Origin of the sequence: Bradyrhizobium sp. GCM10028915 (genome assembly GCF_042666195.1) — a bacterium.
Lineage (GTDB): Bacteria > Pseudomonadota > Alphaproteobacteria > Rhizobiales > Xanthobacteraceae > Bradyrhizobium > Bradyrhizobium canariense_D.
The window spans coordinates 312,274-334,415 of record NZ_JBHTFN010000043.1 but is presented as its reverse complement, the minus strand read 5'-3'; the positions used below and the strand labels follow the sequence as shown (position 1 = coordinate 334,415).

Sequence of the window (22,142 nt, the reverse complement as noted above, 5' to 3'; positions counted from 1 at the left end):
AGAAAGTGTCGTGCACAGATGTCAACACCTCCAACCTCCTTGCCGAACGTTCTCGTCGTCGAAGACGAGATGATCCTGCGCATGCGCGCGGTCGATATCGTGGAGGATGCAGGCTTCTGCCCTGTGGAGGCCGTCAACGCCGACGAAGCAATCTCGATCCTCGAGTCGCGGTCGGACATCTCGCTTCTGTTCAGCGACATCCAGATGCCCGGCACCATGGACGGGTTGAAGCTCGCCCACGCGGTGCACGATCGCTGGCCTGCCATCAAGATCGTGCTGGTTTCCGGTCAGGTAAAGCCGTCTGAAACCGAAACGCCGGCGGACAGTCGCTTCTTTCGCAAGCCGCTCGCCGTCGACGAAATGATCTCGCAGTTGCAGACGATGATCGGAGCGGGCGCGCTCAAAATCCTTCCGAACACAACGACGGATCCTGGGGAAAACCTTGGGGTTGCCCGATCGCCACAGGAATCGGTTCTGGTGGCGGAGAACGACAATCTGCGCCTGTTGCTGGAACAGGCCGACACCGACGCCAAGGTCCTGCTCGCTCAAGCCGGCATCGAAGCCCACGAACGCGAGGCTGCCGACAAGTTGCAAAAGCTGATCCTCGGAGAGCTGCATCATCGCATCAAGAATACGCTTGCGACGGTGAGCGCGATCGCAGCCCAGAGCTTTCGGGCCGCAATCAATCTCGAGCAAGGCCAAAAGGCCATGGATGGCCGCTTGCTGGCGTTGGGGCGCGCCCACGACCTGTTGATACAGGTCAGCTGGTCAAATGCGAGCCTCACTCACACCCTGAGCGGCGCCACCGATCCTTTTGACAGTCAGGGGGGTCGACGATTCCATTTCAATGGGCCGGATCTCCGGATCACGTCCGGTGCCGTGATAGCGCTCGCGATGACGTTCAACGAGCTCTGCACCAACACCACGAAGTTCGGCGCGCTGTCCAGTTCCTCCGGCCATGTCGAGATCGCATGGACGGTGGACGAGATCGAGCAAAGGCTGCGCCTGAAGTGGAGCGAAAGCGGCGGCCCTGCGGTGGCGCCGCCAACACGGCGAAGCTACGGCACCCGGATGATCGAATCGCTCGGCCAGCAACTGAACGGGCAGGTGCGGCTGGCCTATGAACCGTCCGGATTCGTCTATCAGCTGGATGTCCCGCTGAGGTCGGTGATGGCGTCGAACGCCTGAATTCTGCTTACCGGCTTGGCGGCGGTCATCCGAGGACGACCTCAGGCCATCGCCACCGGCGTCTCCTCCGTCAGCCCGTACACGCGTTGCGCCTTTGAAAAGCCTGCGATCGGGAATTCGCCGAGCTCGTGCCAGTCGTGCCGGCAGACATTGGCGAACATTTCCGAGGCGACGACGGTCCGCCCCAGGCGACCCGTGATCTTCTCGAGCCTGGCGGCAAGGTTCACGGCGGGGCCGATGCAGGTGAAGTCGAGGCGGTTGCCGCCTCCAATATTGCCGTAGAGGATGTTGCCGACGTGGAGCGCCACGCCGAAGCGGAAGCGCTCGACGACGTCGCCGACAGGATACGCGAGCGCCTCGACGCTGGCGCGGGATTCGCGCGCCGCTTCCAGCACGCGCGTGCAGACATGCGCGGCATCGCCGACATATTCGTCGATCGGGAATACCGCGAGCAGGCCGTCGCCCATGAATTTCAGCACCTCGCCGCCATGACCGCGGATCGCGGCGACCTGGCAGTCGAAATAATGGTTGAGGATCTCGACCACGGTCTCGGCCGGCAGCCGGTCCGACAGTGCGGTGAAGCCACGCAGATCGGAGAGCCAGATCGCAGCCTGCATGGTGTCGTTGTGGCCGCGGCGGATCTGACCGCCGAGGATGCGCGCGCCGGCACGATTGCCGACATAGGTGTCGAGAAGCATCTCGGCGGTGCGGCGCAGGCTGATGATCTCGGTGATGCGCGCGAGCGGCTTGACGATGGTGTGAATCGCCGCGATGTGTTCATCGGTGAAGCCGCCTGGATGGCGCGTTGTCCAGCTCGTCGCGTGGACCGAGCCGTCGAGAAACTGCATTGGCGTCGCGACGTAGTCGGTTACGCCTTCGGCACGCATATCGTCGAAAAAAGGGAAATGCTTGCTGCCGGGATCGTCCATGCGTCCCCGCACCTCAAGTCCCTGCTCGAACACGACCCGCAGCGGACTTCTGGCGAATTCCGGCGTCTCCAGGATCTCGAAATCGACCGTGCCGATCTCGACCTCCTCGCCTTCCCGCCAGATGAAGTTGCGACCGAAAATTTCGGGATGCAGCGTGCGGATGAAGATGCCGAACCGCCATAGCGGCAGACCGGCTGCAACCATCCGTTCGCAGGCTTCGGCCGTCATCTCGGCCGGGGCCTTCGACGACCAGGCGCCGTCGATCAGCCAGTTGGTGATACGTTGGAGCTCGGAGCTTTCCATGCGCGCATTTGCGGACGAAGTTGTGGGATCGTCAAGCTGCGCGGTGGACTAGTGGCGCGATACAAGCGCCCTGCGGAACGCTAGCGCCCGACCTGGCCGCGGTCGCGCAGGAAATGATCCGCCAACACGCAGGCCATCATGGCTTCGCCGACGGGGACGGCGCGGATGCCGACGCAGGGATCGTGGCGGCCCTTGGTCATGATCTCGGTGTCGGCGCCGTTGCGATCGACGGTGAGACGCGGCTGCAGGATCGACGAGGTCGGCTTGACGGCGAAACGCACCACCACCGGCTGCCCCGTGGAGATGCCGCCCAGCACGCCACCAGCGTGGTTGGACAGAAAACGCGTGCCGTCATTGCCCGTGCGCATCTCGTCGGCATTCTCTTCCCCGGTGAGTTCGGCCGCGCCGAAGCCGGCGCCGATCTCGACGCCCTTCACCGCATTGATGCTCATCATTGCGGCGGCGAGCTCGGCATCGAGCTTGGCGTAGATCGGGGCGCCAAGGCCAGCCGGCACACCTTCGGCGACGACCTCGATCACCGCGCCGATCGAGGAGCCGCTCTTGCGGATGCCGTCGAGATAGGTCTCGAAGAACGCGGCCTTGTCCTTGTCCGGACAGAAGAACGGGTTTTTCGCGATCTCGTCCCAGTCCCATTTCGCGCGGTCGATCTTGTGTGGCCCCATCTGCACCAGCGCGCCGCGCACCTTCACATCGGGCAGCACCTTTCGAGCGATCGCGCCGGCGGCGACGCGCGTCGCGGTCTCGCGCGCCGAGGAGCGGCCGCCGCCGCGATAGTCGCGCAGGCCGTACTTCGCTTCATAGGTAAAGTCAGCGTGGCCAGGCCGAAACTTGTCCTTGATCTCGGAATAGTCTTTTGAGCGCTGGTCGGTGTTCTCGATCAGGAGCCCGATCGGCGTGCCCGTCGTCACCTGCACGCCGGTCTCCGGATGCGCCATCACGCCGGAGAGGATCTTGACCTGGTCCGGCTCCTGACGCTGGGTCGTGAAGCGCGACTGGCCGGGTCGGCGGCGATCAAGATCACCCTGGATGTCGGCCTCGACGAGCGGGATCATGGGCGGGCAGCCGTCGACCACGCAGCCGATCGCCACCCCATGGCTCTCGCCGAAGGTCGTGACGCGGAACATGTGGCCGAAGGTGTTGAAGGACATCCGTATCTAGCTCGTAAGTCAGTGCTGACTTAACTCGCCCTGAAATTGGGGTCAAATGCCTACACGGTCGTCATGGCCGGGCTTGTCCCGCCATCCACGTTCTTGGCCCACAAGCGCAAAAGGGCGCCCCGGGCATGACGGCGCAGGACGCGCAAGCGAACCGGCTTAACTAAACTTCTCCAACCGCCCGTCGCGGAACACGTAGACGGCGCCCTGCTCGATATAAAGTTCGGCGGCGCTCGCCGGCGTCTCCAGGCCGAGTGAAACCATCAGGGCCCGGCAGGTCCCACCATGGGCGACCGCGACGGTGTCGGTCCGGAGTTGGTCGTACCAAGCGCGCACGCGGACCTGCACATCGGCGTAGGTCTCTCCGCCCGCGGGGCCCACCGTCCATTTGTCGGCGAGGCGCCGGGCGTAGATGTCGGGATCGGAGGCCTCGCTCTCGGCTAGCGTCAGTCCCTCCCAGGTGCCGTAGCCGATCTCACGCAGGCGATCGTCGAGCGTATAGCCCGCAGTCGGCAGTTCGAGCTTGCTCCGCGCCAGTTCCATGGTCTCTCGTGCGCGGCCAAGCGGACTCGACACGTAGGGTAATGCGGCCTTGTCGCGGCCCTCGCGCTTGAAGAGATCGGCGAGAATGCCGCCGGCCTGCACCGCCTGACCGCGACCGCGTGCGTTCAGCGGAATGTCCTTGATGCCCTGAAGCCTCCCGAGCGCATTCCACTCGGTCTCGCCGTGGCGAAGGTAATAAATCGTGGGCACAGGCATTGCTGGGTGAAAAGTTAGTCCTTCCCGCCGAACGAAATGTCCGGCGCTTCCGGGCGCTTCATGCCGAGCACGTGATAGCCGGAATCGACGTGGTGCACCTCGCCGGTGACGCCGCGCGAGAGGTCGGAGAGGAAATACAGAGCGCTGCCGCCGACGTCTTCCGTGGAGACGTTGCGCCGCAGCGGTGCGTTGGCCTCGTTCCACTTCAGGATATATCTGAAATCGCCGATACCGGACGCCGCGAGGGTCTTGATCGGCCCCGCGGAGATCGCGTTGACGCGGATATTCTTCTCACCGAGATCGACGGCGAGATAACGCACGCTCGCTTCGAGCGCCGCTTTCGCGACGCCCATGACGTTGTAATGCGGCATCCACTTCTCGGCGCCGTAATAGCTGAGCGTGATGAGCGAGCCACCGTCGGTCATCAGCTTCTCGGCGCGCTGCGCCACCGCCGTGAACGAATAGCAGGAGATCAGCAGGGATTTCGAAAAATTCTCCTGCGTGGTGTCGACGTAGCGGCCGTCGAGTTGCTCGCCATAGGCGATCGCATGCACCAGAAAGTCGATCTTGCCCCACTTCTCCTTCAGCACCGCGAAGGCCGCATCGATGGTCGCAGCATCGGTGACGTCGCAATGGCCGAGCACGAGCCCGCCGATCTCGGCGGCGAGCGGCTCGACGCGCTTCTTCAGCGCATCGCCCTGATAGGTGAAGGCAAGCTCCGCGCCGGCCGCGTGGCATGCCTTGGCAATGCCCCAGGCGATCGAGCGGTTGTTGGCAACGCCGAGGACCACGCCCCGCTTGCCCTGCATCAGACCTGAATTCTGCGCCATTTTGCTAACGTCCCGTCGAGCTCCCGGTGAGGTTTGGAGGTACACCAGCCCTCCGTTGCGGTACAGTCCTAATACGCGGCGTTAACGCTGTTTCAAGCGCCGGAATAGCCGTTCCGCTCGGGTGTTATGATCGTTGTGGCGCTCGCGCCGACATCAGGACGTCAAGACCGCAATGAGTGCGTTTCGCCAGAGTGTTGAAGCCATGATCCCGGCGTTGCGCCGCTACGCCCGCGCGCTCACGCGCGAGGCGGATGCGGCCGACGATCTGGTGCAGGATACGCTGGTGCGGGCGCTGCGTTCGGAGCGTCTGTTCCTCGGAGGCGACGTCAGGAGCTGGCTCTATACGATCCTGACCAACCTCAACAAGAACCGGCGGCGTTCGCTGGCACGACGGCCGCAATTCATGCAGCTGACGGAGAACAACCCGGATGCCAGCGGGACCGAAGCCGAAGGGCGCGATATCGAGAGGGCGCTGGCGACGCTCGTCGAGGAGCAACGCTCGGTGCTGCTCCTGGTGATGCTGGAGGGCATGAGCTACCGCGAGGTCGCCGACATCCAGGGCGTGCCGATCGGCACCGTGATGTCGCGCCTGGCACGCGCCCGCGCCCACGTCAAAGCCTCGCTGGAGGGCGAGCGCCCGGTGCTCAGGCGGGTGAAATGATGGCAGGATTGATGCATCGCGCCGGTCGTTTCTCCTGCATGGCGCGGAAAGCGGCGCAGTTGAACCACGAAGAACATTTTGGGCCGCAGAGCCAGAGACGATCGATATGAACGACCGCAAGATCCCAGTCACCGAGGACGAACTGCACGCCTATGTCGACGGCGAGCTGCCGGCCGAGCGCCGCGCCGATGTCGAGGCCTGGCTTGCCGCGCAGCCCGAGGATGGCGAGCGCGTGCAGTCCTGGCGCGCCATGGCCGAGATGCTGCACGCCCGCTACGATTCCGTCGCCCAGGAGCCGGTGCCGGCGCGGCTCGAGCTCGAACGGCTGGAGCGCCGCCCGCGGCACTGGCTCTATGGCGCCGCCGCGGCTGTGCTGGTGGCCTTCATGGCCGGCGGCACCGCCGGCTGGCTGGCGCACGGTGCCGCCAACGCGCCCTCGACTTTCCAGAGCTTTACGACCGACGCACTCGACGCCCACCGCCTCTATGTCGTCGAGGTTCGCCATCCCGTCGAGGTCGGCGGCAACGAGCGCGACCACCTCCAGGCCTGGCTGACCAGACGCTGCGGCTGGACCGTGTTTGCTCCGAACCTGGAGGCGAGTGGACTAAAGCTCGTCGGCGGCCGGCTCTTGCCGGGGCCGAACGGCCCGGCGTCGTTCCTGATGTATGAGGGCGCCTCGGGCGAGCGGTACACGATCTACACCGCCAAGACCGAGAATGGCGCGACGCAGATGCGGTATGCCAGAACGGACAAGGACGGGGCGCTGTTCTGGTCGGAGCGCGGCGTCGGCTACGTCGTCAGCGGTGGCGGCGACCGGGACCGGCTGACCAAAGTGGCGCAGGCGGTCTACGACCAAGCAGAGAAAAGCGGCACCTAGACAACCACGCAAACGCGGTGCCTCGATTCCGACATTGAAAATTTGGAATGAAGACATCGGCGCGTCTCATTATCGCACCGGATGATCACGCGAAAATGAGCAGCGTTCGATCCGCCGATCGACGCGGGCGGCCTCGATTGGGGTTTTTGGTACCGCGCTGGTCCCCCTCTCGAGGCCGCACCTTTTTATCGGCTGCCCCGCCGGACAGCCGACACGTCGAGCACGTGAGCCAAGAAGGGCTACCACGCCTCGGGCATATGATGAGCATCATCTCGATGCACGACGCTCTCAGTCTTTAGGAGAACCCCTCACACTTTCCGGATCACACTTAGCCAAGCCCGCTACGTGGATTGTAGGGGCGCTGCTCCCGCCACTTTTCCATCAATGCTTCAAGCTCGGCGTCGTTCCCGTCCGGTAGCATAATCCTGACGGTGACGAAGAGATCCCCGGTTCCACCAGTTTTTGGCAATCCTTTGCCTTTGAGGCGGAAGGTCCGACCGCTGGAGGTGTTTTGCGGAACCGAAAGCTCCACGGCATTGCCGAGGGTGGGCACGCGGACCTTGCCGCCAAGCACCGCCTCGTAGAGCGTGACCGGCAGGTCGATCCTGAGATCGGCGCCCTCGATCTTGAAGAACGGATGCTGCGCGATGCCGATCGTGATCAGGAGATCGCCCGGCGGATGGCCCTGAGCGCTCTCGCCCTGCCCCCGCAACCGGATCTGCTGGCCTTCGGTCACGCCGGCCGGAATCTTGACGTTGAGCTCCTTGCCGTTCGGCAGCCGGACGCGCTTCTCGCCGCCCTTCACCGCCTCCTCCAGCGAGACGGTCATGGCGACATTGACGTCGAGATCGAGCCCGATCCCGCCGGTGTCGAATTCGAACTGGGCACCGCCGCCGGCCCCGGGGCGCGGACGCGGCCCTCCTCCGAACATGCTGTTGAGGATGTCCTCGAACGCGCCGCCGCCCGGACCAGGGCCCGCGCCGCCACCGCGGAACGTATAGCTCTCGAACCCGCCGGGACCCGCGCGCCCGCGCGGCCCACCGCCGCCGCCCGGAAAACCCTGGAAGCGCGGCTTGCCGTCGGCGTCGATCTCGCCGCGGTCGAATTGCTTGCGCTTGTCCTCGTCGCCGAGGATCTCATTGGCCGTATTGAGTTCAGCGAAGCGCTCGGCCGCCTTCGGGTCGTTCTTGTTGCTGTCGGGATGGTGCTTCTTGGCAAGCTTGCGATAGGCGCTCTTGATCGCGGCAGCGTTGGCGCTCCGCGGCACCCCCAAGACCTCATAGGGGTCGCGCATCCGTCACGTCTCCTTCAAGAAATCGAATTGTTCAAAGGGCTCCCCGCCCCAACTGAGCCTCATGTGGGGGGCGAGTGGTATTTTTGCAACTAGCCTGGTGAAGCGATTCCTAGCTCCGCCACGGCTTTAGCGTATGAATCTCCCAACTGCCACGGCTGCTTTGGCAGCCCGCGCCCTGGAGCCAGCTTTCGGTGCTGCCATTGACGTAGCTCGCCAGGAAGTCGCGGCAGTTGCGGCCGTCCTCGGCGGCATAGGATTGCGCGATCGGCGTGACCGAACCGCGCGCCCCGGTTTCCGGATTCTCCCAATGCTGGCTGGAATCCTTATCGTTCTTGCTGAGGACGTCGGAGGCGGCGTTGCGGGCGAAGGCGAGATCGGTCTCTGTCGGTGCCGCCACCCTGGCCGGCATTGCGATCGAGCCGGTAAGGTCGCTGTCATCGGCCTTGGCGTAGGCACTCTTGTCGTTGCGGGAAAAGCTGCAACCGCCGGTGCCGAGTCCGATCAGAATGATCGTCATGACGAAGCCGGACGGCCGGATCGCCGATAGGCCAACGCGTCCCCATACCCTATATAGGGCGGTAGCAGACAACAACGCGTTTTGGACCGCAGGACGCAACTCGGACCCCAGACATGACCGACACGACCTCGATGAAACACCAGACACCCTTAACATCCGGTGATTTCACCGCCGCCGACGAGCCGTTTGCGCTGTTCGAGGCCTGGCTGAACGAAGCCATCAAGAGCGAGCCGAACGATCCGAACGCCATGGCGCTCGCGACCGTCGATCCCGACGGCCTGCCGAACGTGCGCATGGTGCTGATGAAGGGCTTCGATACCGATGGTTTCGTCTTCTACAGCCACATCGCCAGCCAGAAGGGCCGCGAACTCGCCGCAAATCCTAAGGCGGCGTTACTTTTTCACTGGAAGTCGCTGCGCCGTCAGGTCCGCATCCGCGGCAACGTGACGCCGGTGACCGAGGCCGAAGCCGACGCCTATTTCGCCACCCGTCCCAAGCAGGCGCAGATCGGCGCCTGGGCGAGCAAGCAGTCGCAGGAGCTCGAGAGCCGCTTCGCTTTCGAGCAGGCGATCGCCAAGGTCGCCGCCAAGCACATGATCGGCGAGGTGCCGCGTCCGCCGGGCTGGAGCGGCTGGCGTATAACACCGTCGCGTATCGAGTTCTGGCACGACCGCCCGTTCCGCCTGCACGACCGCATTGAATTTCGCCGTGACGCGGCCGGCCAGAAATGGTCCAAGACGCGAATGTATCCCTAGAATTTTGTTCGAGAATGATCCCTTCGGAAAACCGCTGCACAGTTTGCGCTAACGCGGCCCTCCGGGTCCGGATCATGCTCCAGCCTGAAAGATGTCCATGCCGCAGTCGTCCAATGCGCCGCGCCGTACGCTGCTCCTGACCGGGGCGAGCCGCGGCATCGGCCATGCCACCGTGATCCGTTTCTCCTCGGCCGGCTGGCGCGTGATCACCTGCTCGCGGCATCCGTTCCCGGAGGATTGTCCCTGGGACGCGGGCCCTGAGGACCATATCCAGGTCGACCTCGCCACCCCCGCAGATACCACGCGCGCGATCTCCGACATCCGCGACCGTCTCGAAGGCGGCATGCTGCATGCGCTGGTCAACAACGCCGCGATCTCGCCGAAGGGGGCCGGCGGCTCCAGGCTCGGCTCGATCGACACCGACCTCGACACCTGGACGCACGTGTTCAATGTCAACTTCTTCGCGCCGATCATGATGGCGCGCGGGCTGATCGAGGAATTGAAGGCGGCCAAGGGCTCTGTCGTGAACGTCACCTCGATCGCGGGCTCGCGCGTGCATCCCTTCGCGGGCGCGGCCTACGCCACCTCGAAGGCCGCGCTGGCGTCCCTGACGCGCGAAATGGCCTCCGACTTCGGCCGCGTCGGCGTGCGCGTCAACGCGATCGCGCCGGGCGAGATCGACACCTCGATCCTGTCGCCGGGCACCGAGAAGATCGTCGACCAGCAGATCCCGATGCATCGGCTCGGCACGCCCGACGAGGTGGCCAAGATCATCTACGTGCTGTGCACGGACACCAGTTCTTACGTCAACGGCGCCGAGATCCACATCAACGGCGGCCAGCACGTGTAGGCTACCGCGTCATTGCAAGCGCAAGCGAAGCAATCCAGACTGCCTCGGTGAGGACAGTCTGGATTGCCTCGTCGCTTCAGTGCAAAATTGCTTCGCAATTTTGTCGCGAGCTCCTCGCAATGATGATGTTGGAAATTACGCCGGAGAAGCAAGGCGATCCAGACAACGCCGCCGCAAGACCTGGATCGCCCTTAGCTTTCCGTTCCTCAATCGAGTCGAATCCGACGTGACCTCTCGCGTGGCTGCGGAGCGGCCGTGCTGATTGCAGTCGAGCAATCGTCGTCGTTCTCGCCGTCGAGCAGCGGAGCACCACAGTGCCGGCACATGCGCGCCGACATCGACGACGCCTTGCCGCTCGTCGCGACGTGGCGATAGCTCGCCAGATCGATGACGTTGGGGGGCGTCGTTATGTGTTTTTCAACCATGGCTGTTCCTCGCGGCTTACCTGCTCCTTATCGCAGACAAGTTTCGCGCAAACGTTCAGCCCACCGCTCAAATTTTACCGGAGGAATTGGGGCGGCGAGCACACATCGCCGTGCGGCCGCAATCCCGCTCTATTCTGCGACACCAGACACTGTGTCTCTGCGTCCGGCGTAAGGTCTCGGTCACTATTACAGCCACTTCTTCCACTTGAAGATCCAGTACGGAACGATCGCCGCAATCAGCATCAGCACCAGCGCGAACGGATAACCGTGCACCCATTCGAGTTCCGGCATCGACTTGAAGTTCATGCCGTAGATCGAGGCGATCAGCGTCGGCGGCATCAGGACAACCGCCATGACCGAAAACAGCTTGATGATGTTGTTCTGCTCGAGATTGACGACGCCGAGCATGGCGTCGAGCACAAAGGTGATCTTGCTGGAGAGATAGGAGGCATGATCGGTCAGCGAGACGACGTCACGCTGCATGGTCTTGAGCTGCTCGCGCATGTCTTTCGACCATTTCACGCCCTCCACCACCGCGGAAAGGAAGGCGACGACGCGGCCGATCGAGACCAGGCTCTCGCGAACCTTGGAGGTCAGATCGCCCTTGCGGCCGATCGAGATCAGGATTTGCGAATATTGCTTGGCGTGACCGTGGCGCTCGCTCTCCGGCTCGAAAATGTCATGGGAGACCTGATCGATCTCGGCGCCGCAGCGCTCCAGGATGTCGGCGCAGCGGTCGATCACGGCATCGAGCAGCTCCATCAGCACCATCTCGCCGGTGATGGCCGGTGTGCAGGAACGGGCCAGCTTGGCCTCGACCAGCGCAAAGGGCTTGGGCTGGTCATAGCGCACGGTTACCAGGCGGTGGTCGCCCAGAATGAACGTGACCGCCGTGGTCCTGGGCATGTCGGTATCGGATTGGCACATCAGCGTCGCGGTCATGTAGCGCGCGCCGTTCTCCATATAGAGGCGGCTCGAGATCTCGATCTCCTGCATGTCCTCCCGGGTCGGGATTGCGATCCCCGAGAGCTTCTCGACGGCTTTGTCCTCGGCCGCGGTGGGGTTGACCAGGTCGATCCAGACCGCATGCTCCGGGACTGCTGCGAGATCCTCGATGACGGCCTTCTTGAGGGAGGACTCGAAGGGAACGAACACAGAAAACATGCACAACTCCAGCAGGGGCCTGCGACAGACTGACAGCGCTTAGCGCGATTCTGACAAGTTGATGATGACAAGCACATTAACGGAGCGTTTGCATTTGTGGCGACGCCATGGCCCAACTGTGGCACGGAATCGACACTTACGACCGTTTTGCCCAGAAATCGGCTCTGGCCCGCAAAACTTGCGGCAGAAAAGCCACAGGTAAGGTCTCGCAGCGCGGGAGAAGCGTCGTGAGGCTGGAATTGTGGCAGATTTCAACGATAATGGGGCCAACGGAATCGTGGAATTGGGCTTACTCAAGCTCCACGAAAGCTTGTTGTTGTCGATTGGAACCAAATCATGTCGTCGCTGAAAGTTACGCTGGGTATTTTGGCTGCTGGCCTGATGCTGTCGGGCTGCATGCAGGCCACGCATTTTGAAGCGACCGACACCAAGGCCTTCAAGCCGAAGGACAAGGAACTCCTTGCCAAGGTTCGGTACGAGAACACCCCGGTCGCAGAGCCGTTCCGCCGCGCCATCGTTGAGTACCACCGCAAGGAATCGCCGGGCTCGATCGTGGTCGATTCCGACAACCATTACCTCTACTACGTTCTGGATGGCGGCAAGGCGATCCGCTACGGCATCACCGTCGGTGAAGAAGCCATGGCTTGGTCGGGCATCGCCAAGGTGGGCAGCAAGACCGAGTGGCCGGCCTGGCACCCCACCCCCGGCGAAATTTCGCGCCTGGGCGTGCCCACCTTCGTCGCCCCCGGTCCGGACAATCCAATGGGCTCCCGCGCGATGTATCTCTACTCGGGCGGCAAGGACACATTGTTCCGCATTCACGGCACCAACCAGCCGGAATATATCGGCGCGTCGATCTCGTCGGGCTGCATCCGCCTGACCAACGAGGACGCGATCGACCTCTATGATCGCGTCAAGGTCGGCACCCTCGTTGTGGTGCTCGAGCCCAAGCATGGCGACTCGCCCTACAATTCACGGCTTGCGCTCGGCGGCAGCCAAACTGGCCAGGCGGGCAGCTACTGATCAGGTACCTGATCTCTGACATTCAAAAGCGCCGGTCTCACCGGCGCTTTTTTGTTGCCGGCTTGTGCGGCCGGGCTTTGTGGCCGTCGGCCGCCGGCTTGTCCGCAGAGGCAGCCGATGTCTCCGCCGCCTCGTCGTCAATTCCTTGCTTCGTCTCGGGCTTGGCCTCGGGCTTCGCTTCGGGTTTGGCCGCGACCTCACGCGGCGGCGCCTCCTCGGGCCGTTCCGCCGGCAGCAGCGGGGCAACCTGCGGCAGCGGATCCCAGACGTTCCACTGGCAGATCCGGTAGTCGTTGCGCCGCTGCGCGAGATCGAGATGGATATGGTCCTCGTGGTACCAATCCGAGCCGGGGCCGAGCACGGTCGAAAAGCGCGAGCAGACCGAATGCAGCACGCGCTCGCGCACCTCGCGCGGCATGGTGCGGTCGGTCAGGCCGATCGACTGCCCGTTAGCGAGCTTGATGGCGCGCACATCGATCGCATTGGCCTTGCCGTGCTCGGACAGCATGGCGCCGACGACGCGGTTGCGGCCGCGACACTCGAAGCTGTCGAAATTGTCGAGATCGCTGATGGTCGAGCCGAGGCTCGCGGCCAGCGGCACCACGTCCTTGCGCACCCAATCGGCGATTGCGGATGCCATGGTGCAGCGGAGGATCGCCGCCGGCTTGACCGCCACCTTGCGCTTGTCCGGCAGCACGATGGCCTCGAGCCGCACCAGATCCTCGCCGCCACAGGCGCCGGGGCCGCGGATATCCGGGATCGAAGGCGCGATCGCGATCTCCTCGGTCAGCGCGAGGCGGCACGCCGAGGCCTGCTTCTCGGGCGGCGGCGCCGCCTCGGCGGGCTTGGTGGCGCCTGGTTTGTCCGCGGAAGGCTTTTCCGCGGAAGGCTTGCCGCCGGTCTCCGCAGGAGCCTCGTCCGATGCCTTAGCCGACCCCTTGGGGGCCTCCTCGGGGCGAGGTTTTGGGAGCGGGATCCTGCCAGAGATATTGGCAGAATGAACCGTGGCGCGCGGCCGTGGTGCAGCAATACCAAAGATGTCCAGCGGGGACCCATATTTGCGCGCCTCTGCCCGATCCGCGAGCCCGAGCGCGACGGTAACCATTGCCGCGCCGACGGACATATAGCCGCGACAAGACCATTTGCGGCGAAAGGCGGGCAGGCTAAAACTCATGACAATTCTTTGGCCCAACGCTGAGAGCGACAATCCGCCCAGCGGCTTCTCGGAGGAACGACGGAATGCTTGGTTTGATGCAAGACTGGCCCCTGCTCTGCCACAGGATCATCGAACACGCCGCCAAGATTCATGGCAAGCAGGAGGTCGTGACGCGCTCGGTCGAGGGACCGATCCATCGCACCACCTATGCCGATATCCACAAGCGCGCGCTCAAGGTCTCGCAGATGCTGGAGCGCGACGGCATCAAGCTCGGCGACCGTGTCGCAACGATCGCCTGGAACACCTGGCGCCATCTTGAGGTCTGGTACGGCATCATGGGGATCGGCGCCATCTGCCATACCGTCAATCCCCGCCTTTTCCCCGAGCAGATCGCCTGGATCATCAACCATGCGCAGGACCGCATCGTGATGACCGACATCACGTTCGTTCCGGTCCTGGAGAAGATCGCCGACAAGCTGACAAGCGTGGAACGCTACGTCGTGCTCACCGACAAGGCGCACATGCCGCAGACGACGCTGAAGAACGTGGTCGCCTACGAGGACTGGATCGCGGAAGCCGACGGCAAGTTTAAATGGAAGGACTTTGACGAGAACACGGCGGCCGCGATGTGCTACACATCGGGCACCACCGGCGATCCCAAAGGCGTGCTGTATTCGCATCGCTCCAACGTGCTGCACGCGATGATGGCCAACAATGTCGACGCGCTCGGTACCAGCGCCTCCGAGACCATGCTCCCCGTGGTGCCGCTCTTCCACGCCAACAGCTGGGGCATCGCCTTCTCCGCACCCTCGCAGGGCACCAAGCTCGTGATGCCGGGCGCCAAGCTCGACGGCGCCTCGGTCTATGAGCTGCTCTCGACCGAGAGGGTGACGCATACCGCCGGCGTGCCCACGGTTTGGCTGATGCTGCTCCAGCACATGACCGCCAACAATCTGAAGCTGCCGGACCTGAAGATGGTGATCTGCGGCGGCTCGGCGATGCCGCGCTCGATGATCAAGGCCTTCCTCGACATGGGCTCGAACGTCCGCCACGCCTGGGGCATGACCGAGATGAGCCCGATCGGCAGCGTCGCGGCGCTGAAGCCGCCGTTCCAGAATGCGATCGGCGAGGCGCGGCTCGACGTGCTCCAGATGCAGGGCTACGCGCCCTTCGCCGTCGAGATGAAGATCACCGACGATGCGGGCAAGGAGCTGCCGTGGGATGGCACGACCTTCGGCCGCCTCAAGGTCGCCGGCCCGGCCGTCGCCAAGGCCTATTACCGGGTCGACACTGATATTCTCGACGAGGACGGCTTCTTCGACACCGGAGACGTCGCGACCATCGACGAAGCCGGCTACATGCGGATCACCGACCGCTCCAAGGACGTGATCAAGTCCGGCGGCGAGTGGATCTCCTCGATCGAGCTGGAAAACCTCGCCGTCGGCCATCCCGCCGTGGCGGAAGCCGCCGTGATCGGCGTGTTCCATCCCAAATGGGACGAGCGTCCGCTGCTGATCGTGCAGCTCAAGCAGGGCCAGCAGGCCAGCCGCGAGGACATCCTGAAGTTCATGGATGGCAAGATCGCCAAATGGTGGATGCCCGACGACGTTGCCTTTGTCGACGGCATACCCCACACGGCGACGGGCAAGATCCTGAAGACCGCGCTGCGCGATCAGTTTAGGGAATACCGCTTCCCGAACGCGGCGGCGTAGGCCATCTCGGACGTCGTGCCCGGGCTTCGTCGCGCCTGCGGGGTCAAAGCCCCTTCGGCGCGGCGACGGCCCGGACATCCGCGTCCTCATGGCAAAAAGACGTGAATGGCCGGTCAAGCCCGGCCATGACGATGCAGCCTTCTGCGGAACTCTTGAATTTGCCCGCCGGCCGTGGTCTCAACGGCCCATCGTCGTGCCAGATCGGCCGGCACCGTCCCCAAGATCCCGGCAGAGCTGACCCGATGGCCCGCAGGTTTTCCGCTCCCTACCAGTCGGAGCCCGTGTCCAGCCTCGCGAGCTGGGCGCGCAATCTGGCCGTGTTCGCCCTGGTAGCGGTGGTGGTCTCGATCATCATCGTCCGGTTCGGCTTCCTGGAGATGAAGCCGGCGCTCGCGACCTTCTTCGGCGGGCTCGGGATTGCCGCGCTCTCGATCCTGTTCGGGCTCGCCGGCTTCGCCGCGATCTGGCAGAACGGCTCGCGCGGCATGGCGCGCATCCTGCTTGCGTTCCTGATCGACGGCGCGATCCTCGCCTATCCCGCTTATCTCGGCCTGCAATACCGCAAGCTGCCGGCGATCCACGACATCACCACCGACCCGATCGACCCGCCGCGCTTCGACGCGCTGGCCCGCCTGCGCACCGGCGATGGTGCCAATACCGCTGTGTATGCCGGCCTCTATTCGGCCGAGCAGCAGCGTCAATTCTATCCCGATATCGAGCCGATCGAGCTCGAGATTTCAGTCGACCGCGCCTATGCGATCGCGCTTCAGCTGGTCAACAAGCGCAAATGGTTGATCATCGACGAGCGCGCGCCGCAGCCCCCGCGCCGCATCGGCCGCATCGAGGCGGTGGCGCGCTCACCGATCATGGGTTTCCGCGAGGACATCGCCATCCGGGTCGTGCCCGACGGCGAGGATTCCCGCGTCGATATCCGCTCCGCCTCGCGCTATTTCGAGAGCGACCTCGGCAGCAACGCCGCACGCGTGAAGAAATTCATCGACGATCTCAACACCGCCGCCGATGCCGACGCACTCAAACCGGTGAAGAAGACGCCGGTGGCGCCGCCGAAGGCGCCGGCAAAGACGGTGAAGAAGTGACGGAAGGCTAAGCGTTCGCCATCCGATAGGTCCCGCCGATCACGGGATCGCCGTCCGTCGCCACCACGCCGCGGGCGACCAGGTCTTCCAGATGCGCCAGCACGGAATAGCCCGCCGCGGTGGTGAGCCTCGGATCGATGCCGATATAGATCGCCCGGACCATGGTCGGGATGTCGGTCTCGCCCTTCGCAAGGCGGTGCAGGATGGAGGCCTCGCGCGCCTTGCGGTGACGGATCAGGAAGCGCACGAAGCGCGGGCCTTCTGGAATTTCGGGGCCGTGACCGGAGAAATACACATCCTCCTCGCGCGCGGCGAGACGATCCAGCGATTCCATGTAGTCGATCATCGAGCCGTCGGGCGGGGCCACAATCGAGGTCGACCATCCCATCACGTGATCGCCGACGAAGTTGAATTTTCGCTCGGGCCAGGCAAAAGCGAGGTGGTTGGCGGTATGGCCGGGTGTCGCCACGGCCTCGAGCCGCCAGCCATCTCCTTCGACCACGTCGCCATGGCCGATCCTGATATCGGGCGCGAAGTCGCGGTCGGCGCCGGATTCCGGGTTGTGCTTCTCGCTCTCGAAGCGCGGGCGCGAGGCGCGGTGCGGGCCTTCGGCGTAAACTGGCGCGCCGGTCGACCGCTTGATCCGCGCGGTGTTCGGCGAATGGTCGCGGTGGGTGTGGGTGACGAAGATATGGCTCACCGTCTCGCCGCTGACGGCATCGAGCAGCGCCGCCGCATGCGCCTCGTCGTCCGGACCGGGATCGATGATCGCGACGTTGCCCCGGCCCACGATGTAGCTGACCGTGCCGGTGAAAGTGAACGGACTCGGATTGTTACAGAGCACGCGCCGCACGCCGGGGCGGACTTCCTCGACGATGCCGGGCTTCAGCGGAAAGTCGCGGTTGAACGGGACGTCGTCGTTGTCGGACATGGCTTGCTCGTACCTTGCTGACTTCGTCATGCCCGGCCTCGTGCCGGGCATCCACGTTCTTCGCGTGGTCTAAGACGTGGATGGCCGGGACAAGCCCGGCCATGACGCGATTGGAGAGTTCAGTCGCATCCCACACTGGGGCGGTTTGCTCAGAAAAACGCCTGAATGCCCGTGATCGCGCGGCCCAGGATCAGGGCGTGGACGTCGTGGGTGCCCTCGTAGGTGTTGACGGTCTCGAGGTTATGGACGTGGCGCATCACGTGATACTCGATCGAGATGCCGTTGCCGCCGTGCATGTCGCGCGCGACGCGGGCGATGTCGAGCGCCTTGCCGCAATTGTTGCGCTTCATGATCGAGATCATCTCGGGAGCGAACTTGCCCTCGTCCATCAGGCGACCGACGCGCAGCGAGCCCTGAAGGCCCAGCGCGATCTCGGTCTGCATGTCCGCGAGCTTCTTCTGCACGAGCTGGGTCGCGGCGAGCGGCTTGCCGAACTGCTTGCGGTCGAGCGTATACTGGCGGGCGCGGTGCATGCAGTCCTCGGCCGCGCCGAGCACACCCCAGGAAATGCCGTAGCGGGCGCGGTTGAGGCAGCCGAACGGGCCTTTCAGGCCGGAGACGTTGGGCAGCAGCGCGTCTTCCGGAACCACGACACCGTCCATCACGACCTCGCCGGTGATGGAGGCGCGAAGCGACAGCTTGCCGCCGATCTTCGGTGCCGACAGGCCCTTCATGCCCTTCTCCAGCACGAAGCCGCGGATCTGGTTGTCGTGCGCGGCCGACTTGGCCCAGACCACGAACACGTCGGCGATCGGCGCGTTCGAGATCCACATCTTGCTGCCGGTCAGGCGATAGCCGTCCGACACCTTCTCGGCGCGCGTTTTCATGCCGGCCGGATCGGAGCCGGCATCAGGCTCGGTCAGCCCGAAGCAGCCGACCCACTCGCCGCTGGCGAGCTTCGGCAGGTACTTCTTGCGCTGGTTCTCGTCGCCATAGGCGTAGATCGGATACATCACCAGCGAGGACTGCACCGAGTTCATCGAGCGGTAGCCGGAATCGACCCGCTCGATCTCGCGCGCGACCAGACCATAGGCGACATAGCCTGCATTGGCACAGCCATATTCCTCCGGCAACGTGATGCCGATCAGGCCGAGTTCGCCCATCTCGTTGAAGATCTCGCGATCCGTCTTCTCTTCGAGATAGGCCTTGGCGACGCGCGGCAGCAGCTTGTCCTGGGCGTAGGCGCGCGCGGTGTCGCGCACCATGCGCTCGTCTTCGGTGAGCTGCTCGTCGAGCAGGAACGGATCGTCCCACTGGAAAGAAGCCGAAGCCGGCTTGTCCTTGGCCTGAGGGCGCGCGGTCATGAAACGTCCTTTCGTCTGGTTCCGTCAAAATTTGCCCGACAAAGTAAAGCGCCGCGGCAACAAGTGCAATTGCGTTGCAGATGTACGGGTCTGCGTGATTCCCGGGGACCCGCGAGGCGCGCCTCGGGGGATGCGCTTCGCGCACCCCTGGATGACAGCGCTAGCTTTCGAGTAGCTCGTTGGCGACGATCTCGATGCCGAAGCCCGAAAGGCCCTTGTAGTCGTGCACCGAGGAGGTGAGATGCCGGATCGAGGTGACGCCGAGATCGCGCAGGATCTGTGCACCGACGCCGACTTCGCGCCACTGGCGGTTGCGGTCGGCCTCGGTCGCGCTCTCATCGGGCAGCGGCGCCACAGGGACACCGGCCGCACCGTCGCGCAGATAGACCAGAACGCCACGGCCCGATTTCTTGAAGTGCTCGAGCACCGCCGCCATGCGCTTGTGGCCGGTGAAGATGTCCTTGACGATGTTCGGCTTGTGAAAGCGTGTCAGGACGTTCTTGCCGTCGCCGACGCCGTTGTAGACGAAGGCGACATGGGCGATGGAATCGAACGGCGAGCGGTAGGCATAGCCCTGCAGCGGCCCGATCGGGCTCTCGGTGACGAAGGTCGAGACCCGCTCGATCAGTTTCTCGCGCACCTGGCGGTAGGCGATCATGTCGGCGATGGTGACGTGCTTGAGCTTGTGCTGGGCGGCGAAGCGGGCGACCTGCTCGCCCTTCATCACGCTGCCGTCGTCGTTCATCAACTCGCTGATGACGCCGACCGGCGGCAGGCCGGAGAGCTTGCACAGGTCGACCGCGGCCTCGGTATGGCCGGAGCGCAGCAGCACGCCGCCGTCCTTGGCGATCAGCGGGAAGATGTGACCGGGACGGGCGAAGTCGTTGGCGCCGGCATTGGGATTGGACAGCGCGCGGCAGCACGAGGCGCGCTCCTCGGCCGAGATGCCGGTGCCGCCGTCGGGCTTGTAGTCGATCGAGACCGTGAATGCGGTGGTGTGCGCTGAGTCGTTGTGGGCCACCATCGGATCGAGCCGCAGGCGGCGCGCATCTTCGCTGGTGATCGGGGCGCAAACGATGCCGGAGGTGTGGCGGATGATGAACGCCATCTTCTCGGCGGTGCAGAACGAGGCGGCGACGATCAGATCGCCCTCGCCCTCGCGGTCTTCGTCGTCGGTGACGACCACGAGCTCACCCCGGGCAAAGGCCTGCAAGACTTCCTGGACGTTATCCGGCATTTCCCAATCTCTATCGGTTATGGCCCGGAGGCTTAGCCGGACTTGAGCCGGGGCGCTAGTGTCCCCGGCGCAACCGCATATGCCGGACCGCAGCCCTGCCCGACGGGCGGCTCGCGTCGGGCCTAAGCCCGGTGAGAAGCCGGCCGGGAGCGGTCAGGGCAGCACTTCGCGCCGCTCGCCGAGCCGCTGATCGAGCTCGGCCCGCTTGTCGGCCAACAGGCCGGCCTGGGCGGCCTCGATCACCGTGAACAGCTCATGGGCGTCGCTGAGCCGGGTCACGGTGACATAGCTGGCGCCAGCCGCGTAGAGTTCGTCTACATCCGACAACAGATCGGCCGTGGCAATGATCATGGCGGTCGGGTTGAGGGTGCGGACGTGGCGGACCAGCTTCTCGTTGCTGGCACCCTTCAGAAGCGCATCCGGGACGCTGAGGATGATCATCTCGGATTTGCCGACGCCGGCATGGAGCAGCGTGTCGGCGCTGCTGATATCGCCATAGATCACGTGCAGGCCGCGCGACAGCAGCGTCTGGTACACATTGGGATTGAAGTCGATCACGGTGATCTGCTCGAGCAGCACCGGTGCCTGCCGCTCGATCTCGGCCAGCAGCGCGCTCGCCGCACGGAAAAAGCCGAGGATGACGATGCGGCGCGCCTCGCCATGGCCCTCGTGTCCTTCCTCGCCGTGGCCATTGCCGTGGTCGAGATCGCGCAGGCCGATCCGCTTCAGGGGACCGATCGCCCAGCGGGTGATCTCGTCGCTGCGGGTCATCACGAAGGTCGAGAGCACCGCCAGCACCACGAAGGCGAAGGAGGCCGCGTTCGCCGTCTGGGCTGCGATGTGGTGGTCGGCAACGCCGGTCTGGATCACCACCAGCGAGAACTCGGAGATCTGCGCGAGATTCAGGGCCGGCAACAGGCTGGCGCGCAGGCCCTGCTTCATCAGATAGAGCGGGACGAAGGTGGTCACGAGGCGGCTCACCACCGTGAACGCCGCGATCATCAGGGCAAGTCCGATCACGGAGAGGCCGGGCACGGGAATGGTCATGCCGAGCGCGACGAAGAACAGCGTGATGAAGAAATCGCGAAGCGTGGTGACCTTGGCCGTGACATCGAGCGCGTAGGGAAAGGTCGAGAGCGAGACGCCGGCGATCAGGGCGCCCATCTCGCGCGACAGCGACAGCCGCTCGGCGGTCTCGGCGACCAGGAAGCACCAGGCGAGCGCGCCGAGCAGGATCAACTCGGGGCGGCGGGCGATCTGGTGAAACAGGCGCGGCAGCACGTAGCGGCTCACCAGCAGTGCCGCGGCGACCAGCACCGCGACCCGCCCGATCGAGAGCAGGATCACGCTGATTTCCAGATTGGCAAGGCTCGGCTGCACCGCCAGAAACAGGATGGCGAAGATGTCCTGGAGCACCAGCACGCCGAGGGTGATGCGGCCGGGCAGCGTGTCGAGCTCGCGCTTCTCGTAGAGCACCTTGACGATGATGACGGTGCTCGACAGCGCGCAGGCGACACAGAGGTAAACCGCATCGAACTGTCCGCCCCCGAGCGACAGGCCGATGCCGACGAAGAACAGCACCCCGAGCAGGCAGCCGCCGAGGAGCTGGCCGCCCGCCGCGAACAGGATGACCTTTCCCGCCCGCACGATCTTCTTCAGGTCGATCTCCAGGCCGATCATGAACAGCATGAAGATCAGGCCAAGCTCGGAGATGACGCTGATCGATTCCTGCGACTTGACCCAGCCGGCGCCAAATGGACCAATGCAGAAGCCTGCGATAAGATAGGCCAGGATCAGCGGTTGCCTGGAGAAGTGGGCAAGCAGGCCCAGCATCCAGGCAAACAGGATACAGAGAGTGATGTCGCGAATGAGCTCGTGCATGCCAGATTGGTCCG

At 64.3% G+C, this 22,142-nt stretch carries 21 protein-coding genes; 8 read left to right on the top strand and 13 right to left on the bottom strand.

What is annotated here, in order from left to right:
- Window positions 1-18 precede the first annotated feature (18 nt).
- The gene (locus ACFQX9_RS19870) at window positions 19-1,188 is read left to right on the top strand and encodes a sensor histidine kinase (RefSeq protein WP_377790162.1); all 1,170 of its coding nucleotides are present in this window, start codon (window positions 19-21) and stop codon (window positions 1,186-1,188) included.
- Window positions 1,189-1,229: 41 nt separating this feature from the next.
- Here ACFQX9_RS19870 and ACFQX9_RS19865 read toward each other — a convergent pair whose 3' ends face one another.
- The 4 genes from ACFQX9_RS19865 to fabI all read right to left on the bottom strand — a co-directional run bounded on the left by ACFQX9_RS19865 (window position 1,230) and on the right by fabI (window position 5,184).
- Window positions 1,230-2,420: an adenylate/guanylate cyclase domain-containing protein gene (locus ACFQX9_RS19865; RefSeq protein WP_377790160.1), complete on the bottom strand. Its 1,191-nt coding sequence runs from the start codon at window positions 2,418-2,420 to the stop codon at window positions 1,230-1,232.
- A gap of 80 nt (window positions 2,421-2,500) precedes the next feature.
- Window positions 2,501-3,589 (bottom strand): chorismate synthase, encoded by a 1,089-nt coding sequence (gene aroC, locus ACFQX9_RS19860; protein ID WP_018456243.1) that lies wholly within the window; start codon window positions 3,587-3,589, stop codon window positions 2,501-2,503.
- Window positions 3,590-3,754: 165 nt separating this feature from the next.
- Entirely contained in the window at window positions 3,755-4,354 is a 600-nt protein-coding gene (locus ACFQX9_RS19855) for a histidine phosphatase family protein (RefSeq protein WP_018456242.1), read from the bottom strand.
- 14 nt (window positions 4,355-4,368) lie between these two features.
- Window positions 4,369-5,184: an enoyl-ACP reductase FabI gene (gene fabI, locus ACFQX9_RS19850; RefSeq protein WP_026233116.1), complete on the bottom strand. Its 816-nt coding sequence runs from the start codon at window positions 5,182-5,184 to the stop codon at window positions 4,369-4,371.
- Window positions 5,185-5,356: 172 nt separating this feature from the next.
- Here fabI and ACFQX9_RS19845 point away from each other — a divergent pair, with 172 nt between their 5' ends.
- Together ACFQX9_RS19845 and ACFQX9_RS19840 are read left to right on the top strand one after the other, a co-directional pair.
- Window positions 5,357-5,845 carry a sigma-70 family RNA polymerase sigma factor gene (locus ACFQX9_RS19845; protein WP_377790157.1) on the top strand — a complete coding sequence of 163 codons (489 nt, stop codon included), beginning with the start codon at window positions 5,357-5,359 and terminating at the stop codon, window positions 5,843-5,845.
- A gap of 106 nt (window positions 5,846-5,951) precedes the next feature.
- On the top strand, window positions 5,952-6,722 hold the full coding sequence (locus ACFQX9_RS19840; RefSeq protein WP_085352549.1) for an anti-sigma factor: 771 nt from the start codon (window positions 5,952-5,954) through the stop codon (window positions 6,720-6,722).
- A gap of 328 nt (window positions 6,723-7,050) precedes the next feature.
- Here the strand turns inward: ACFQX9_RS19840 and ACFQX9_RS19835 are convergent, their stop codons facing one another.
- Both ACFQX9_RS19835 and ACFQX9_RS19830 read right to left on the bottom strand, forming a co-directional pair.
- The gene (locus ACFQX9_RS19835) at window positions 7,051-8,016 is read right to left on the bottom strand and encodes a DnaJ C-terminal domain-containing protein (protein ID WP_018456238.1); all 966 of its coding nucleotides are present in this window, start codon (window positions 8,014-8,016) and stop codon (window positions 7,051-7,053) included.
- A gap of 109 nt (window positions 8,017-8,125) precedes the next feature.
- The gene (locus ACFQX9_RS19830; protein WP_377790154.1) at window positions 8,126-8,533 is read right to left on the bottom strand and encodes an RT0821/Lpp0805 family surface protein; all 408 of its coding nucleotides are present in this window, start codon (window positions 8,531-8,533) and stop codon (window positions 8,126-8,128) included.
- Between the two features lie 113 nt (window positions 8,534-8,646).
- On the opposite strand from ACFQX9_RS19830, the gene pdxH reads away from it, so the two are divergent.
- Both pdxH and ACFQX9_RS19820 read left to right on the top strand, forming a co-directional pair.
- Entirely contained in the window at window positions 8,647-9,288 is a 642-nt protein-coding gene (gene pdxH, locus ACFQX9_RS19825) for a pyridoxamine 5'-phosphate oxidase (RefSeq protein ID WP_377790153.1), read from the top strand.
- Window positions 9,289-9,385: 97 nt separating this feature from the next.
- The gene (locus ACFQX9_RS19820; RefSeq protein WP_026233115.1) at window positions 9,386-10,138 is read left to right on the top strand and encodes an SDR family NAD(P)-dependent oxidoreductase; all 753 of its coding nucleotides are present in this window, start codon (window positions 9,386-9,388) and stop codon (window positions 10,136-10,138) included.
- Between the two features lie 206 nt (window positions 10,139-10,344).
- Here ACFQX9_RS19820 and ACFQX9_RS19815 read toward each other — a convergent pair whose 3' ends face one another.
- Complete coding sequence (locus ACFQX9_RS19815) at window positions 10,345-10,563, bottom strand: hypothetical protein (RefSeq protein ID WP_026233114.1); 219 nt, start codon at window positions 10,561-10,563, stop codon at window positions 10,345-10,347.
- Between the two features lie 186 nt (window positions 10,564-10,749).
- Window positions 10,750-11,727 carry a magnesium transporter CorA family protein gene (locus ACFQX9_RS19810; protein WP_018456234.1) on the bottom strand — a complete coding sequence of 326 codons (978 nt, stop codon included), beginning with the start codon at window positions 11,725-11,727 and terminating at the stop codon, window positions 10,750-10,752.
- 336 nt (window positions 11,728-12,063) lie between these two features.
- Here ACFQX9_RS19810 and ACFQX9_RS19805 point away from each other — a divergent pair, with 336 nt between their 5' ends.
- The gene (locus ACFQX9_RS19805) at window positions 12,064-12,750 is read left to right on the top strand and encodes a L,D-transpeptidase (protein ID WP_018456233.1); all 687 of its coding nucleotides are present in this window, start codon (window positions 12,064-12,066) and stop codon (window positions 12,748-12,750) included.
- Between the two features lie 37 nt (window positions 12,751-12,787).
- Here the strand turns inward: ACFQX9_RS19805 and ACFQX9_RS19800 are convergent, their stop codons facing one another.
- Window positions 12,788-13,924 carry an extensin family protein gene (locus tag ACFQX9_RS19800; protein ID WP_247363551.1) on the bottom strand — a complete coding sequence of 379 codons (1,137 nt, stop codon included), beginning with the start codon at window positions 13,922-13,924 and terminating at the stop codon, window positions 12,788-12,790.
- Between the two features lie 65 nt (window positions 13,925-13,989).
- On the opposite strand from ACFQX9_RS19800, the gene ACFQX9_RS19795 reads away from it, so the two are divergent.
- Window positions 13,990-15,618 (top strand): fatty-acid--CoA ligase, encoded by a 1,629-nt coding sequence (locus ACFQX9_RS19795; RefSeq protein ID WP_018456231.1) that lies wholly within the window; start codon window positions 13,990-13,992, stop codon window positions 15,616-15,618.
- Between the two features lie 242 nt (window positions 15,619-15,860).
- Window positions 15,861-16,715 carry a DUF1499 domain-containing protein gene (locus tag ACFQX9_RS19790; protein ID WP_018456230.1) on the top strand — a complete coding sequence of 285 codons (855 nt, stop codon included), beginning with the start codon at window positions 15,861-15,863 and terminating at the stop codon, window positions 16,713-16,715.
- Between the two features lie 7 nt (window positions 16,716-16,722).
- On the opposite strand, the gene ACFQX9_RS19785 is transcribed toward ACFQX9_RS19790, so the two are convergent.
- The 4 genes from ACFQX9_RS19785 to ACFQX9_RS19770 form a co-directional block, all read right to left on the bottom strand.
- On the bottom strand, window positions 16,723-17,646 hold the full coding sequence (locus ACFQX9_RS19785) for an MBL fold metallo-hydrolase (protein WP_085352554.1): 924 nt from the start codon (window positions 17,644-17,646) through the stop codon (window positions 16,723-16,725).
- Window positions 17,647-17,795: 149 nt separating this feature from the next.
- On the bottom strand, window positions 17,796-19,010 hold the full coding sequence (locus ACFQX9_RS19780) for an acyl-CoA dehydrogenase (RefSeq protein ID WP_007594720.1): 1,215 nt from the start codon (window positions 19,008-19,010) through the stop codon (window positions 17,796-17,798).
- Between the two features lie 160 nt (window positions 19,011-19,170).
- Window positions 19,171-20,247 carry a 3,4-dihydroxy-2-butanone-4-phosphate synthase gene (ribB, locus tag ACFQX9_RS19775; RefSeq protein WP_018456228.1) on the bottom strand — a complete coding sequence of 359 codons (1,077 nt, stop codon included), beginning with the start codon at window positions 20,245-20,247 and terminating at the stop codon, window positions 19,171-19,173.
- Between the two features lie 153 nt (window positions 20,248-20,400).
- On the bottom strand, window positions 20,401-22,128 hold the full coding sequence (locus ACFQX9_RS19770; protein WP_085352555.1) for a cation:proton antiporter: 1,728 nt from the start codon (window positions 22,126-22,128) through the stop codon (window positions 20,401-20,403).
- Between the last annotated feature and the right edge of the window lie 14 nt (window positions 22,129-22,142).